At 49.8% G+C, this 15,159-nt stretch carries 15 protein-coding genes; 14 read left to right on the forward strand and 1 reads right to left on the reverse strand.

Annotated elements, in window-relative coordinates; genetic code table 11:
* Position 1: 1 nt before the first annotated feature.
* From K0504_RS00185 to K0504_RS00250, 14 genes are all read left to right on the forward strand, one after another.
* Positions 2 to 316 (forward strand): hypothetical protein, encoded by a 315-nt coding sequence (locus K0504_RS00185; protein WP_220102129.1) that lies wholly within the window; start codon positions 2 to 4, stop codon positions 314 to 316.
* 57 nt (positions 317 to 373) lie between these two features.
* Positions 374 to 1,984, forward strand: coding sequence for a pilus (MSHA type) biogenesis protein MshL (gene mshL / locus K0504_RS00190; protein ID WP_220102130.1), 1,611 nt, complete (start codon positions 374 to 376; stop codon positions 1,982 to 1,984).
* Positions 1,984 to 2,829, forward strand: coding sequence for an ExeA family protein (locus K0504_RS00195; protein ID WP_318837901.1), 846 nt, complete (start codon positions 1,984 to 1,986; stop codon positions 2,827 to 2,829). Before mshL ends, K0504_RS00195 begins: the two co-directional genes overlap by 1 nt.
* Positions 2,826 to 4,031 carry a tetratricopeptide repeat protein gene (locus K0504_RS00200; protein WP_220102131.1) on the forward strand — a complete coding sequence of 402 codons (1,206 nt, stop codon included), beginning with the start codon at positions 2,826 to 2,828 and terminating at the stop codon, positions 4,029 to 4,031. Before K0504_RS00195 ends, K0504_RS00200 begins: the two co-directional genes overlap by 4 nt.
* Positions 4,018 to 5,754 carry a GspE/PulE family protein gene (locus K0504_RS00205; protein ID WP_220102132.1) on the forward strand — a complete coding sequence of 579 codons (1,737 nt, stop codon included), beginning with the start codon at positions 4,018 to 4,020 and terminating at the stop codon, positions 5,752 to 5,754. Before K0504_RS00200 ends, K0504_RS00205 begins: the two co-directional genes overlap by 14 nt.
* A complete protein-coding gene (locus K0504_RS00210; protein ID WP_220102133.1) occupies positions 5,754 to 6,974 on the forward strand; it encodes a type II secretion system F family protein in 1,221 nt (406 codons plus the stop codon). The genes K0504_RS00205 and K0504_RS00210 overlap by 1 nt, the downstream gene beginning before the upstream one ends.
* On the forward strand, positions 6,974 to 7,426 hold the full coding sequence (locus K0504_RS00215; protein ID WP_220102134.1) for a hypothetical protein: 453 nt from the start codon (positions 6,974 to 6,976) through the stop codon (positions 7,424 to 7,426). The genes K0504_RS00210 and K0504_RS00215 overlap by 1 nt, the downstream gene beginning before the upstream one ends.
* A gap of 109 nt (positions 7,427 to 7,535) precedes the next feature.
* Entirely contained in the window at positions 7,536 to 8,135 is a 600-nt protein-coding gene (locus K0504_RS00220; RefSeq protein WP_220102135.1) for a pilin, read from the forward strand.
* A 25-nt stretch (positions 8,136 to 8,160) separates the two neighbouring features.
* Complete coding sequence (locus K0504_RS18520; protein ID WP_220102136.1) at positions 8,161 to 8,658, forward strand: type II secretion system protein; 498 nt, start codon at positions 8,161 to 8,163, stop codon at positions 8,656 to 8,658.
* A 158-nt stretch (positions 8,659 to 8,816) separates the two neighbouring features.
* On the forward strand, positions 8,817 to 9,296 hold the full coding sequence (locus tag K0504_RS00230; protein ID WP_220102454.1) for a hypothetical protein: 480 nt from the start codon (positions 8,817 to 8,819) through the stop codon (positions 9,294 to 9,296).
* The gene (locus K0504_RS00235; protein ID WP_220102137.1) at positions 9,286 to 9,855 is read left to right on the forward strand and encodes a type IV pilus modification PilV family protein; all 570 of its coding nucleotides are present in this window, start codon (positions 9,286 to 9,288) and stop codon (positions 9,853 to 9,855) included. Before K0504_RS00230 ends, K0504_RS00235 begins: the two co-directional genes overlap by 11 nt.
* Positions 9,856 to 9,908: 53 nt before the next feature.
* A complete protein-coding gene (locus K0504_RS00240; protein WP_220102138.1) occupies positions 9,909 to 10,706 on the forward strand; it encodes a PilW family protein in 798 nt (265 codons plus the stop codon).
* An 82-nt stretch (positions 10,707 to 10,788) separates the two neighbouring features.
* Positions 10,789 to 11,196: an MSHA biogenesis protein MshP gene (locus tag K0504_RS00245; protein WP_220102139.1), complete on the forward strand. Its 408-nt coding sequence runs from the start codon at positions 10,789 to 10,791 to the stop codon at positions 11,194 to 11,196.
* Positions 11,193 to 14,537: a DUF6701 domain-containing protein gene (locus tag K0504_RS00250; RefSeq protein WP_220102140.1), complete on the forward strand. Its 3,345-nt coding sequence runs from the start codon at positions 11,193 to 11,195 to the stop codon at positions 14,535 to 14,537. Before K0504_RS00245 ends, K0504_RS00250 begins: the two co-directional genes overlap by 4 nt.
* A 4-nt stretch (positions 14,538 to 14,541) precedes the next feature.
* Here the strand turns inward: K0504_RS00250 and K0504_RS00255 are convergent, their stop codons facing one another.
* Entirely contained in the window at positions 14,542 to 15,042 is a 501-nt protein-coding gene (locus tag K0504_RS00255; RefSeq protein ID WP_220102141.1) for a YbaK/EbsC family protein, read from the reverse strand.
* Between the last annotated feature and the right edge of the window lie 117 nt (positions 15,043 to 15,159).

Raw genomic sequence — 15,159 nt, forward strand, 5'->3', positions numbered from 1 at the left:
TATGATAGTTACAGCGAGTTTGATGTTGCTCAGCACCAATCTAACCGCTGAGCAAACCAAACTGGTTGATCCAACAAGGCCTGCGAACTATCAGCGCAGCGCCTCGGCCAATGATGGTTTTTCGGCATTGAAATTACAGCAGGTAGTGGCGTCGTCAACGCGTAAGTTTGCGGTGATCGATGGTCAAAAAGTTACTGCGGGGCAGCAAGTTGGCGAATATAAAATTATTGATATTCAGCCGAAGCACGTGGTGCTGCAACAGTCCGATGGAAGTCAGGTTACGCTGACCCTATTCACTAACATTAAACAACAATAATTGATGCGCGACATGATGAAGTTGAATTTGAAATGGCTAGTTGCAACTGGAATCGCGATGGCGACCCTGCTGGGTTGTGAGTCAGTGGTGAAATCGCCTGATGAGATCCAGCAAGAAGTTCAGGCAACCAATAAGCAGTTAGAACAACAAGCAGAGCGTCCTGTTTTGCCGTCAGAAGTCTTGCAGGAGTTAATGCAGCCGCCATTAATGCAAGCCACGCCTGCGGTGGCAGAAATACGCTTCAGCATCGGCGCCGATAAAGTAGAAGCGTCAACCTTCTTCGCAAGTTTAGTGGACGGTACGCCTTATTCCGCCGCCATTCACCCAGATGTCAGCGGACAAATTACCCTTAACCTCAACCAAGTGACGCTGCAGGAAGCGTTGCAAGTGGTTCAATCCATGTACGGTTACGACATTCAGCGCACTGGCAATGTGTTGCAAGTATTTCCTGCGGAATTACGAACCGAAACCTTTAATGTTAACTACTTGATGTTGACCCGCTTTGGCCGTTCGCGCACCACCATTAACTCTTCAAGCTTGGTCGATGCAGACGAAGATAGTGACAGTGATTCATCAGACAGTGGCAGTAGCTCTGGCAGCTCGTCTTCGGGGTCTAGCAGCTCCGATTCAACGGCTGCTGCGGGTACGGTGATTCAAACTTATTCAGAAAGCGATTTTTGGAGTGAGCTGGAAGAGTCCGTTCGTCTGATGTTGGGCTCGGCGGGTGAAGGCCGCGCGGTGATTTCAACGCCACAATCAGGTTTGTTAACGGTACGTGCGATGCCGTCTGAGCTGTCGCAAATTAGCCGCTTTATCAATCGCCTGCAAAATCGCGTACAGCGGCAAGTGCTGTTGGAAGCAAAAATCCTCGAAGTGAAATTGTCAGATGGCTATCAACAAGGCATCAACTGGTCGGCTTTGGCCAGTGGTTCGGCTGGGTTTAGTGGCGGCTTTACCGGAACCACACCTGGTAACGAGATTAGCCAAGCCATTGGTGGTGTGTTCTCGCTGGGTTATCAAAGCTCCAATTTCACGGCGGTGATTGACATGTTGTCGACGCAAGGCAATGTCAACGTGCTATCGAGCCCACGCATTTCGGCAGCGAATAACCAAAAAGCGGTCATCAAAGTGGGTACCGATGAGTATTTCGTCACCGAAGTCTCAACCACTACCACTACGGGCAACTCCACAACCACAACGCCAGAAGTGGAACTAACGCCATTTTTTGAAGGGATAGCATTGGATGTCACGCCGCAGATTGATGATTTAGGTGCGGTCTTGTTACACGTGCACCCATCGGTGACCGACATTAGCGAGCAAACCAAAGTGATTTCGATTTTTGGCGAAGACTTAGAATTACCGCTAGCGGTCAGTGATATTCGCGAGACCGATACCATCGTTCGCGCCAATAGTGGGGATGTAGTTGTGATTGGTGGCCTGATGAGCACCTTGCGCACCCAAGCCGACTCTAAGATCCCGCTGCTCGGTGATATTCCACTGATGGGTGGTTTGTTTACCAATCAGTCCGAAGTTGAAGAAAAACATGAGCTGGTGATTTTGATCCGCCCAACCATTGTTGAAACCGACTACGGCCTCCCGATGATGCGTCAAACCAACGATAACTTAAATAATTGGTATCAGGACGCTCAAAAGCGGTTCTACGATTAATGATGTACTTGGAGCATTTTGGCCTGACTGAATTGCCGTATTCGCTAACCCCGAACACGGCACTCTATTGTTCCTTACCGCCTCACGAAGAAGCGTTAGAAACGCTGCTAATGGCGTTGCATAGCGGCGAAGGAATATTGAAAATCGTTGGCGAAGTCGGCACCGGCAAAACCTTATTGTGCCGCAAATTGCTCAACGAATTGCCCGACCATATCCAGCCAGCCTACATTCCAAACCCTTACTTACAACCTGATGAATTGCGCTGGTCGCTCGCGCTAGAGCTTGGCTTGGAATTGGAGCAAGGAGCCAACCAATTACAGTTAACTCAGGCGATTCAGCAACGTTTAGTGGAGCTGCATGATCAGGGCAAGCAGGTGGTGTTACTGCTCGATGAAGCTCAGGCCATTCCAGCCGAGGGACTCGAAGCGTTGCGATTGTTTACCAACTTAGAAACTGAGCGCCGCAAATTATTGCAGTTAGTGTTGTTTGGTCAGCCTGAACTCGATCAGCGTTTGGCCGATAAAAGCCTACGCCAATTGCGTCAGCGTATTAGCTTTTCGTGTCAATTACGGCCCTTACATAAACATGAAGTGGGCCCTTACATTCATCACCGAATGCTAGCCGCAGGTTATCGTGGTGCACCGGTTTTCGGCAACATCGCGGCTCGCATGATCTATCGCGCCAGTCGAGGTATTCCGCGCCTAGTGAATATGATTTGCCATAAGAGCCTGATCCTGAGTTACGGCAAAGGCAATCGCCAAGTGGGTGCCACAATGGTTTGGCGCGCGATACAGGATACGGAAGATGCGTCTTTGTTGATGCCTCGTTACGGGAGGCAAACATGAGTGTCATTAATCAAATGCTGCGCGATCTGGAAGATCGTAAGCAACCGAAAGAAAACGTTGAACAGCCGGTGTTTAGCGCGCCGGTTCCGTCACCGTGGCCAGCGCGACTGGTCTTGTTGATCGTTATCATTGTGGTAGCTGCTGCCATCTGGTGGTTTGGTTTTGCTCATTCGCCGAGCACGCAACCTAAGGCTGCGCCGCAAACTCCAGCTGAGCCAAGCGTTGTGGCTAAACAAGCTGTCGTGCCTGCAGCGAACAAACCAGCAGATGAACTGACTCAAAAAACATCTCCGCCAATCGCAGGTGCTAAAAATCAGCCGCCGCAACAGCAGACCGACAGTCCCCAAGCGCAGGTCACCGCGAAGAAGCCTGCGTTGGAATCAGCGGAAACAAAGCAACCTCCTGCGCAACAGCGTGCTGCAGAGACCACTCCCGAAGCTGAAGCCATAGTAACCAAATCAGCACAAACGCCAGCAGCCCCTACGGCCACTAAAGCGCCTGAAACCACGCCTAAAAGTGAAGTTTCGCCGCCAGCCGATGTCGTCAGTAATAAACCAAATCAGGCGCCAGCCTCTAGTGGCAAAGCAAAAGTGAAGTTATCGGCCATGACAGCTGCTCAATCGGCCGAATTACAGTTGAACGAAGCGCGCGGCTATGCCGCCAACGGCCGTCTCAAAGATTCCGAGAATGCCTATCGCACGGTGTTAACTCGCAACCCTAAACTCACTAATGCGCGGTTAGAAATGGTGGCGTTGTTAACCCAACAGCGACAAGAAGCCAAAGCCTTGCAACTAGTCGACGAAGGCTTGCGCTACTTACCCACAGATGCACAGCTAACCACCGTCAAAGCGCAGTTACTACTCACTATCGGGCGCACGGAAGAAGCATGGGATGCGTTGCAACCGTTGAATGAATCACAAGTTCAAGAAATGGGCTTTTTTATTATCAAAGCTGGCTTGGCGAGCCAACGCAGTGAATTTGAAGTGGCTTATCGCAATTATTCTCGATTGACCATCAAAGATCCGGCTCAAGGCCGCTGGTGGTTAGGTAAAGCGATTAGTGCCGAGCAAATGGGAAATAACGCCGAGGCTGTTGAAGGATATCGGCGCGCATTAACAAGCTCAGGCTTAAGCGCTGGCTCAATGCAATATGCTCAGCACCGGTTAGATATGTTAGGAACGCAGTCTCATGGCAAAAATTAAACTCAAGCAACGCTTAGGCGACTTGCTGGTTAATGCCGGCAAGCTAACCGAGCAGCAGCTGCAACAAGCGCTGGTCGATCAGCGCGCGAGCGGCCGTAAGCTGGGGCAGACGCTGATTGACTCCGGCGTGTTATCGGAAACGGATTTGATGCGCTTTTTGGCGCGGCAGCTCGATGTTCCGTTCTTAGATTTACAAGACATCACTGTGCCTCCGGCAATTGTAACCTTACTGCCGGAAGTGCTCGCCCGTCGTTATCGAGCCTTGGTCTTCAAGCGTGAAGAGGGCATGGTTGGCGTTGCCACTGCCGACCCCGCAGACCTTAGCGCCCTTGATGCCATTGAAGATCGACTGGGCGATTATCAGATTGAATGGGCGGTTGTACGCGAGTCGCAATTATTCGAAGCCTTTGATCAGCTTTATCGTCGGACGCAGGAAATTTCGTCCTACGCAACGCAGTTGGGTGAGGAATACTCGGAGGATGATGAATTTGATTTGTCTGATTCGTTAACCGATGAGTCGGAAGGCGAAGCCACCGTTGCTCGCTTGCTGCAGTCTATTTTTGAAGATGCGGTGCAAGTCAAAGCGTCAGATATTCATATTGAGCCGGAAGCGAACTTGATTCGAATTCGGCAGCGGGTTGATGGCGATCTGCAAGAACAGATTATCGACCAAGCAAATATTGCGTCAGCCTTAGTGTTGCGTCTTAAGCTGATTGCCGGTTTGGACATTTCAGAAAAGCGCTTGCCGCAAGACGGCCGTTTTCATATCAATGTGCGCAAACACTCCATTGATGTGCGGATCTCAACCATGCCGGTGCAAAACGGCGAGTCGGTCGTGATGCGCTTACTCGACCAATCGGCTGGTTTATTATCGATGAATGAAACCGGCATGCCGGAACACATTCTGCGCCGCTTCCGATTACAGTTATCGCGCCCTCACGGCATGATTCTAGTGACCGGCCCAACGGGCTCGGGTAAAACCACTACCTTGTATGGTGCGCTGAGTGAAATGAACACCGCATCGCGCAAGATTATTACGGTGGAAGATCCAGTTGAATACCGCTTGTCGCGCATTAACCAAGTGCAAGTGAACGCTAAAATTGGTCTCGATTTTTCCAGTGTCTTACGTACTGCGTTGCGTCAAGATCCGGATGTATTGCTGGTCGGCGAGATGCGAGACCATGAAACCGTTGAAATTGGATTGCGTGGCGCGTTAACGGGCCACATGGTGCTTTCAACCTTACACACGAATGATGCCATTAGTACCGCTTTGCGACTGCTCGATATGGGCGCGCCGGGTTATTTAGTGGCGAGTTCTTTGCGGGCCGTTGTAGCGCAACGTTTGGTAAAACGGTTGTGCTCTAACTGTGAAGAAGACTACCAACCAACGCCTGATGAATTGAGTTGGTTGCAACACATTGCAGGAGAGGCATTACCCGCCGGTACCCGCTTCAAAACCAGCACTGGCTGTCAAAGCTGTCAGCAATCTGGCTACAAAGGCCGAGTTGGCGTCTTTGAATGGCTGGAGCTAGATGATCAGATGATTGCCGCGCTGCGTGATAGCGACACTCAACGCTTTTCGGTCGCAGCTCGGAATAGTAGCTACTATCAACCGTTAGCCTCGGCGGCACTTCAATACGCCATGGCCGGTATCACCACGGTGGATGAAGTACTTCGCTTAGCGGAGTATTTGGTTGACCAAGATGAGACGAGCGAACAGTAATGGCCCGTTATAGTTATCAGGCACGTAATGGCCAAGGACAGGAGGTTCGAGGCGATCTCGAAGCTCCAAGTCAGGCAGCCGTTGCTGATAGCTTGCTGCGTCGCAGTTTAGTGCCGGTAAAAATAGAGCTAGCACCAGAGAAATCCGAAGGGTTTGATTTTAAAAGCTTGCTAGAAAAGCCAATTGACCTTGATGAATTGGTTATTTTTTCGCGTCAAATGTATGCCCTGACAAAAGCTGGCGTTCCCATGCTGGCAGCAATTTCCGGTTTGGCCGAAGCCAGTCACAGTGCTTTAGTCAAGCGCACACTTGATGAGTTAGTTGAACAGCTCGAAAGTGGCCGTCCACTATCAACCGCAATGGCGGCGCACCCCAAAGTCTTTAACCGCATGTACATCAGCATGGTCCATGTTGGCGAAAATACGGGGCAGCTCGAAGAAACATTCTTCCAACTCGCGCAGTATTTAGAAAAAGAGCAGGAAACTCGCCGCCGCATTAAAGCCGCGGTGCGCTACCCAACATTTGTGCTGATCGCCATTGGGCTGGCCATGGTGGTTCTCAATATCATGGTGATCCCAAAATTTGCCGAGATGTTTGCTCAGTTTAATGCCGAGTTGCCGTGGCCAACGCGGTTCTTGATTGGCATGTCGGATATGTTCGTGAACTATTGGCCCCTCATGTTAATCACGCTGGTGTTGCTGGTGGTCGGGGTTCGAACGTATGTGAACACTGAAAAAGGCCGGCTTAACTGGGATCGAATTAAGGTGCGTTTGCCGATTATCGGCTCGATTATTGGCCGTTCTACGCTTGAGCGCTATAGCCGTAGTTTCTCGATTATGCTCAAAGCTGGCGTACCGATTAATCAGGCGCTGACCTTGGTGGCTAGCGCCGTCGATAACGCCTTTATGTCAGAGCGCATTGCCGACATGCGGCGTGAAATTGAACGCGGTGACAGTTTATTACGCACCAGTCGCCGTAGTGAATTGTTTACGCCGTTAGTGCTGCAAATGGTCGCTGTGGGCGAAGAAACCGGTCGCATTGACGAATTGTTGCTAGAAGCGGCTGATTATTACGAACGTGAAGTAGATTTTGATCTGAAATCGTTAACCGCTCGAATTGAACCAATTTTAATCACCGTAGTCGCAATAATGGTTCTAATTTTAGCCTTGGGTATCTTTACCCCAATGTGGGACATGATGCGCGCGGTTCGAGGCGGCTAATGACGCAAGCCGACCAACAAGATGCAGGCAACCGGCGCCGTTTGATGACGGTCATTTGCATCATGTTGATGCTACTACTAATGTTTCAGGTCACTCGGCTGCTGAATCAACAGCGCAGTGGCTGGGATAGCTCGGTATTTGCTGTACTAGAGCGCGATTTTCAAGTGGCCGTGGCAACCGTTTATGCCGAGGCAAAGATACAAGGCCGCGTTCGCAACGTGACCTTGTGGCAGCGCCAAATTGATGTCAATAAAGCGGGCCGACCGGCAATTTATGATGATAAGGGCCAGCTTGATTGTGCCACCATTTGGCAGCAAGTCATGGGCTTTAGAACAGATTCAAAAGCTACGCCCATCGCAACATTGGGCTTAGTTCGAACGACGAATGATGTGTCGTCTAGTGGGTGCCGATTCATTGGCTCGGCAGAAGATTTTTTTGACTATTATCCGTGAGTGTTAAAAAGTCGTTAATTCTCAACGGGTTCACTGTTTTTTAAAAAGTTTGCAGCTATACTTGGCGGCAATGTCGAAGCGCTGTAACGTCAATACACAAAGGTTGAGTATGAAAGCAACACAAGCTGGTTTCTCATTAATTGAATTGGTCATTGTGGTGACCATTTTAGGGTTGCTGGCAGTCACAGCATTGCCGCGCTTCCTTGATGTGACCGAAGAAGCCCAGATTGCCAACATCGAAGGTATGGCGGGTGGTTTTGCAACCGGTGTTAGCTTAGTCCGTGCTCAGTGGGAAGCTGAAGGGCGACCACAAGAAGGTTCGGGCGATTCGGCTGTGAATAGTGTGGTTTATGACGGTCAGCTGATGTATTTGACCAGTGAATTAGCTGGTACTTCATCTCCGGGCTACCCGGTCAACTCTGGCTCGGGCAATACAGATACCAGCATCACCATGGACACGACTCGATGCATGCGGGTGTGGAATTCGATTCTGCAAAATCCGGCAACGGTGACCGACACCATTGGTGAAGCAGCGGATAACCGGTACTTTGCAAGTGTTGAAGCTGGTGACTGTGTATACCACCTGACTCAAACATTAGAGCGCGACTCAAGCGGCAACTACACCGCGCCGGACGGCACTGATGATGGCAATAATTTTGTTTACTCGCCCGGCTTTGGTAGCGTGCGCGTGAATATTAATAGCAACTAATTGAACTCCTTAGGGGATAATTAAAATGAAACAACAACAAGGCTTTACCCTGATCGAACTGGTCGTAGTGATCGTGATCCTGGGGATTTTAGCGGTGACCGCCGCGCCACGTTTTATTAACTTGCAAGGTGATGCTCGTTTGTCAGCTCTGCAGGGGCTCAAAGGGGCTATCGAAGGGGCTAACTCGTTGGTTTATAGTCGAGCAGCGATTGATGGTGTAGAAAGTTTTGCACACGATGATGCTACCAATTCATCAGATATTACTATTCAGGGGCAAACTGTCTCACTCCAATATGGTTACGTTCAAGCCACTGTTGCTGAGCTTGAAAAAGCTATGGCATTTGATGCCGATGAATGGCAATACACCGAAGGCGATGGAACTATTGAGTTTTGGCCAACAGGTGTTGCTCAGACGGCCAGCGTATGTAGTTTGACATACACAGAGCCTTCAGGAGGAACTAATCTCGTCTATACGATTACTTATGGGCCAACTGACATTGATGCAACTGACTGCGGTGGTTAACTCTGATTAGTGAGGTCAACAAAGCAGCTTCGGCTGCTTTTTTGTTTTCTGTGCTCTTAAATCCTCACTATCTTCACAGGCTGATGGTTTTTTCTGCCATTTTTCACTGGCTTGGATACAATAAAACATAATTAATCTGCTTTAACTTCGAGCGCTCAATGGGCACAACCAAGCGAATTCTGCGACACGCACAAACAGGCTTTACCACCGTTGAATTGGTGGTGATCATTATTGTGTTGGGGGTCATTGCGGTTACCGCAGCTCCTCGTTTTGTAGGCTCGCAAGGTTTTGAAGAAACCGCACTACGCGATGAGTTGTTGCAGCGCCTGCGTGCAGTGCAGCTCAGTGCAATGAATGGAGCGGAATCGGATTGCCACATGCTGGTGATTGATGCCAACCAGTTTGGCGTTTCCGAAATGAATTCTGAATCGCCGGTTGCTTCCCCCCCTTGCCCTGGCACCTTGGAGCACGTGAGCAACTACAGTAGCGTTACCATCACCACCGGCCAATTTGAATTTGATCGCATAGGCCGGCCGCTAAACAGTTGCAATGGCGGCTGTGATATTAGCGTTGAAGGCAGTGGCGGCGACACTGAAACCATTCGCATCGAGACTGAGGGCTTTATTCATGCGCTCTAGTCCGCACCAAACAACAGCGGCGCAAGCCGGTTTTACCCTAATTGAAATTGTTGTCAGCATCGTGGTACTCGGTATTGCGCTACTGATTGTGACCTCGGTACTGGCACCACAAGCGCGCAATACCGTTGATCCTGTCATGGATGTAAAAGCCAGCGAATTGGCGCAAACCTTTCTCAACGAAGCTCTTGCTAAATCTTACGATCACAACTCTGACCACAACGGTAGCCGTTGGCGCTGCGGCGAGACCATTATTGGCTTAACCATCGCCGCTTGCTCTACCGCCGGAGAGCTGGGGCCGGATGGTGAAACTCGTGCACAATTCAATGATGTGGATGACTACATTACTAATGGTTTTATTAGTGGTGATGCCCTATTAGACTCGTCGGAAAATATCATCGGCAACCTTTATCCTAATTTTTCCGTTGCTATTGATGTGGTTCATGACGCAGCGGGTTTCAACGGCGGTAGCGGTACCGACATTGCTAAACGTATTGATGTAACCGTGCGCGTCCCGTCTGGCAATGAGATTGTCTTTAGTGCGTACCGAGGCAATTACTAATGGCCCTCCCTAAAAAGCGAAGGCTTCTAGCGAGAAGCACGCTGCCGACATCCATGAACATGCGTCTCCAGCGTGGCTTTACCTTAATGGAGCTGGTGGTGGTGATTGTGTTGCTCGGAATTATCGCCATTGCCACCTCGAACTTCGTGGTGACCGGCGTTGAAATTTTTACGCGAGGTATTGACCGCCAGCACATGGCATCTACTGGGCGATTTGTGGTGGAGCGCCTATCGCGCGAAATTCGCAATGCGGTGCCGGGTAGTGTGACAGTTCGTGATGACTTGGGCGATTGCATTGAGTTTCGCCCCATTGAAGCCACATTCTTTTATCTTGATGCGCCTATTGCCCCCTTACCTGCGGCAAACACGGCGATGGTCGCGACCAACACCAATTTTGTATTCGATAGCGACGCGAATGACTATGACGCCATTATTTACCCTTTAGATCGCCAACATGTGTTTTCAGGTGGCGGGCAATCCCGCGCGGTACAAGTAGAGCAAGATGGTTTAACCGACAACGGCGACAACTCGCTCACATTGACCTTTGCTTCGGCTTTTCAGTTTCCAGAAGACTCGCCTGCACAGCGGTTATTTTTGGCTCGGGAAGTGGTCAGTTTTTGTTTGGTGAGCGGCCAGTTATACCGCCACTCCAGCCGAAACGGCAATATTAGCCCCGGCACCAATGGCAGCTTAATGGGGCGTTGGTTTGATAATCGTTCTGGCGAGGCCATGTTTAATATCAGCCAATCACAATATTCTGGTGTCTCGCTAGTGCAACTATTGTTGCGCTTGAATGAGCGTGATGAAGACGTGGTACTGAATCATGAAATCCACTTGCTGCAGGTGCCTTAAGATGTGCAAATCACCGTCATCACTCTTGCTGCGTTCACCTCTCTTGCCGGCTTCACCACAGTCGCAACGAGGCGCCAGCTTAATGGTATCGATCTTCGTGTTGGTGGTGTTGTCGTTGTTGGCTGCGAGCTTGATTAATGTGGTTTCAGATAGCTCTCGAACTGTCGCCGTTGAAGTCTATGGTACTCGGGCGCTGATGGCCGCACAGAGTGGTGCTGACTTGGCGCTAGTGAGTTTGTTTCCGTTAACCAATGGTGCCGGTGCTGGCTGCGATGCGGTGCCGAATTCTGATAATAGCCGCTTTGAAGGGCAACCTGGCTTGAATGGTTGCTCTGCCTCGGTGACATGTGGTGAACAACTGTTGCCAGGTGGCGGCGCGGATGTGCTTTATACCATTACCTCAACGGGCTTTTGTCAGGCCGGTACAGGTCAAGAAACCATACGCGTCGAACGCGTGATAGAGCTTGAAGCCAGAGGAGTGAGCTTGTGATTGGTTGGCGCCGCGTTGTTGTATTTGCATTGTCTGGTTGGCTGGCACTATGGCCTGTTCAGTATGCAATTGCGGCCAGTTGTAACGTGGTGCTATCAAAAGCATTGCAAGGAGTTCAGGAAAAGAAAAATGGCAACAATACAGGGGCATTTTTCACTCAAAACAACTCAAGCTCCCGTATCCACAATGTTGTCGGCCAGCAATTTGATTTTGCCCGAGTTAATGGCTGGCTGACTCCTTCCGGTTGTAATGATGGTTCAGGGAATGAGTTCCAATGTCAGATATCGGGTGATACAGGCGTTCGAGGCAATCCCGTACCGGATATTCCTCAGAACAATCAATCTGATTCAATAAATGCTTATGGCGGCATTACCGCTTACCTTGGCGTACCTGAATGGTTAGCTCCGTTTCTTAGCGATGATTATTTAGTGAATAGCGACCACCGATACAAAGATATAGATGTTGGAGGGACTGTTTATTTTTGGGGGGGGCCAGGTGCGAACGAAAATAGCAAAGGCTACATCGAGTACAGTGTTGATCGAGTAAATCTTTACGGCGGCGTAATATCGGTTCCTCCTGGTGATTTTCTGGTCGCAAAGAGTTTTGAAATTCCAGGCGGCTCGTTTGAACCACAAGGCGATGAACGCCCAGATGGTTGGGACGATTTTTTATCGGGCTTCTCATCCACTGAAAGAGCCGCTTTTTATGATGAGCTTATTGCGCAGGGTTTTCGCAGTACAGAGTCGAGTTCGTATATATTTTTTGAGCGCATACTGTATCGGTTCTTGAGTATTACACTAAGCGGTCTAGAAGACTTCCTATGGCCGTTAGATCATATTTCTTCAACGACTCGGGTGAGACTAAATTCGGATCTGAATATTAATAATGCTGCAGCTCGGATGAATGATGCAACGGGGGCTCAATCAAAAAATTTAGTGGTTCATACCAGTGAAAAAATGGAGATGAGCGGCGGTGTTTTTCGCGGTTCACTGATTCAAACGGATGAGGATTCACAAAGCCAAAACATCACGTTGGTGATGAATAACAGTAGTGCTTCTTTTTATGGCATGGCGTCTGTCGAAGCCGGTTTCGAGATGACAGGCGGGAATTTTTATTATGATCCTACTGTCTTGGATGCTGACTTCGACGACATTTGCGATGGCGATTCGGCGGATATCGACATTGAGCTAGAAATAGCACGGGAAGTTGCACTGACCTGTGAAGTGGTTGATGTCACCGTGCGGGTAAACAACGGCGGCAGTATCTACGATAGTTTTGAAGGTGGCGTCAATATTGAAACCACTTCTGATGACGGTAACTGGGTAACGGCTGGCTATGGATTAAATGGCTCAGTCACAGATCTGGGCGACGGCGACATACGCTATAACTTTGTGGATGCCGACAATGGTGAAATTACCATTGGTTTTTCTCACCCATCGCTTGGCCTCGTATCGATGCAAGCGTCTGATGAGAATGGCGACGTGTTCTCTAATAGTGATGCCATTGAATTTGTACCTGAAGCCCTTACCGTCAGCTTTAATCCCGATGAATATCCCGTTGCGAACGAGCCCTTTGAACTTGTTATTCATGCCGTTAAAACAAGTGATGACGATCCGAGCGAGTGTGTTTCCGATATTGATTACAGTGGCGATAAAACCATTGGTTTAACCATGCGTTATATCGACAACGAGTTGGCCGATAAGGAAGTATTGACGGTCGCAGGGGATGAAGTGCCGGAAATATCGTCCGGCAATGATTTAACCTTGAACGTGAATTTCGATGGCGGAGAGTCTGATCCACTCTCGGATGTAAATTATGCGGATGTCGGTGGCATAGGCGTAACGGCTACGGATAAAGATTTTGATGATGAGTTTCCTGATCAGCCACCGTTGACAGGCGAGGGGACGACCACGGTCATTCCGTATGCGGTGGAATTTCTTGATATTCGGACCCAACCCGATGATGCCGCCTGCGGCAATACCAACTTAGCGGGTACCGCTAGCGATACGGATAAAGGCTTTGGAGCTGCGGGTGAGCCCTTTGAGGCGCTGATCAGCGGGCTGATCGCCAATTGTGATGCCAGCGGCAACAGCTGCAATGTTGATGATGTGAGCTGTGCTGCACCTAATTTCAAAGCAGCCGTGAGTTTCAATCACGAGCTTGATTCGCCAACCGGCGGTGTACTGGGTCAGTTAACTGATTCTCAAATTGCCAGCGACGACTTTGTTCTTGGCAGTGCGGTTGCGAAAGACTTTGCTTATGACGAAGTGGGTAGCATTAACCTCCAGCTCAATGTTTCTAACTGGTCTGGGTTAGCCGACGTCAACTATCAACACGAATTGGTGGTGGGGCGCTTCTACCCTGCTTACCTAGAGCGCACGGTCGATGAGGTTCGTAGCTTGCCGAACCACACCCCAGCCTGCGTGGCGGGTGACTTTTCCTATTTGTCTGATCCGAACCAACAAATTAGTTTTGAATTAACGGCCTACTCAGCCGATGGCGAGATCACCGAAAACTATGACAACGACTCGCTTGGTTATGTGAATGTCGCGGAGGCGCCAACTTACCTGTTATTTGATGGTGACACTGAATTGTCGGATCGGTTGGTCGGCTTACCCGATCCGTTGACCTGGGATAACGGCGTAGTAACGGTTGAAGATGACTCGTTTGGCGTTGCTCGAGCGGTCAGCCCTGACGGCCAGTTCGTAGCACCTCTATTAGGTATGGCCCTATACGGTGGCGATGACGAAACCTTTGATGAAGACGAATTAGATTATCAGTGCGGTGATAGCAGCTGTGATGAAGCGGCCATCGATTTACTTGAACAGTCGTTGGCTGAGTTACGATACGGTCGTTTGGTTGCCTCGAACGGCTATAGCCCGGAGAGCCTAGCCTTGCATGTGCCTCTGCGGGGCGAGTATTGGTACGATCCGAGCAATTTGGTTGCCGGTGATGAATACTTCACCAATAACGGTGACGATAATTGCACAGAGATTAGCTTTGCTGACATGTCATTTAGCCCAGATAAAAGTTCGAGCGATGAAATTGCCATAGGCTCGGGTACCTCTACGGTTGCCTTAACGCGCGACCAAAGTGGCTATGGTCAAACGGCTGTGATGCAAGACGGGCGCCTTTGGATTCGCTATACCGCTCCGAACGATGTTGGCTCTGCGACTCATTATGTTGGAGAGGGCGGCGACAGTTTACCTGTGACCAGCTGGCCTGTATGGCTGCGCTATGACTGGGATGGCGATGGTAATGACGATGAAGCCGTAAATGGTGTTGCGACCTTTGGCCGAACCCGCGGTAGTGATCGAGTGATTTCGCGTCGCGAACTCTAATGCGCTAGCAAGGCCCACGCTGAAAGTCACCCCAAACGGGCTCAATGAGCGTTAAGTAGTCGGCCATTGCCATCACCACTGACTCGGTGGTGACGCCGCAGTTAAACGCTATTTGTTGATTTGTTTGTAGTTGCCTATCTAGGTACATGGGAACGGCCAACAAGCGATTTCCAAAGGGCGGTAACGCCCCTTTTTCAACGCCTGCGAGTTCCATCAGTTCATCCGCGGTGGCAAACCGGAGTTTCTGGCAACCTAAAAATCCTCTGACTTTATTGGAATCGACCTGTTTATCGGCGGGTAGCACGATCATGGCAAAATTGGCTTGATGAGGAGAGTTACTTGAACTGCGCGTGCGAAACAATAAACTTTTGCCGCCAATTGCCATGGGTAAGCCGCGTTGAGCGGCACTTTCTTCACAAGTACTGGCAGCTTGATGGTGGACGTGTCGATACGAGATATGTTGCTGCTGTAACAGCGCTAAAATCTGTTGGCCTATCGCGGTCATTTAGAGCGTCTTGAACTGTCAAAAATACAAAATACCGCCAACATCATGACAGATTTATGTGGCTTTGTTGTGGTTTTACCATTTAATGGTTGAATTAAGTGGTTGCTTGCTTGTCGA

The organism is Neiella holothuriorum, from assembly GCF_019457915.1.
In the GTDB taxonomy this organism is placed as follows: domain Bacteria; phylum Pseudomonadota; class Gammaproteobacteria; order Enterobacterales; family Neiellaceae; genus Neiella; species Neiella holothuriorum.

Excerpts from the sequence above, each read along its gene's own strand:
- K0504_RS00185 (WP_220102129.1), top strand. The coding sequence starts at position 2 with ATGATAGTTACAGCGAGTTTGATGTTGCTCAGCACCAATCTAACCGCT.
- mshL (WP_220102130.1), top strand. The coding sequence starts at position 374 with ATGGCGACCCTGCTGGGTTGTGAGTCAGTGGTGAAATCGCCTGATGAG.
- K0504_RS00195 (WP_318837901.1), top strand. The coding sequence starts at position 1,984 with ATGATGTACTTGGAGCATTTTGGCCTGACTGAATTGCCGTATTCGCTA.
- K0504_RS00200 (WP_220102131.1), top strand. The coding sequence starts at position 2,826 with ATGAGTGTCATTAATCAAATGCTGCGCGATCTGGAAGATCGTAAGCAA.
- K0504_RS00205 (WP_220102132.1), top strand. The coding sequence starts at position 4,018 with ATGGCAAAAATTAAACTCAAGCAACGCTTAGGCGACTTGCTGGTTAAT.
- K0504_RS00210 (WP_220102133.1), top strand. The coding sequence starts at position 5,754 with ATGGCCCGTTATAGTTATCAGGCACGTAATGGCCAAGGACAGGAGGTT.
- K0504_RS00215 (WP_220102134.1), top strand. The coding sequence starts at position 6,974 with ATGACGCAAGCCGACCAACAAGATGCAGGCAACCGGCGCCGTTTGATG.
- K0504_RS00220 (WP_220102135.1), top strand. The coding sequence starts at position 7,536 with ATGAAAGCAACACAAGCTGGTTTCTCATTAATTGAATTGGTCATTGTG.
- K0504_RS18520 (WP_220102136.1), top strand. The coding sequence starts at position 8,161 with ATGAAACAACAACAAGGCTTTACCCTGATCGAACTGGTCGTAGTGATC.
- K0504_RS00230 (WP_220102454.1), top strand. The coding sequence starts at position 8,817 with ATGGGCACAACCAAGCGAATTCTGCGACACGCACAAACAGGCTTTACC.
- K0504_RS00235 (WP_220102137.1), top strand. The coding sequence starts at position 9,286 with ATGCGCTCTAGTCCGCACCAAACAACAGCGGCGCAAGCCGGTTTTACC.
- K0504_RS00240 (WP_220102138.1), top strand. The coding sequence starts at position 9,909 with ATGAACATGCGTCTCCAGCGTGGCTTTACCTTAATGGAGCTGGTGGTG.
- K0504_RS00245 (WP_220102139.1), top strand. The coding sequence starts at position 10,789 with ATGGTATCGATCTTCGTGTTGGTGGTGTTGTCGTTGTTGGCTGCGAGC.
- K0504_RS00255 (WP_220102141.1), bottom strand. The coding sequence starts at position 15,042 with ATGACCGCGATAGGCCAACAGATTTTAGCGCTGTTACAGCAGCAACAT.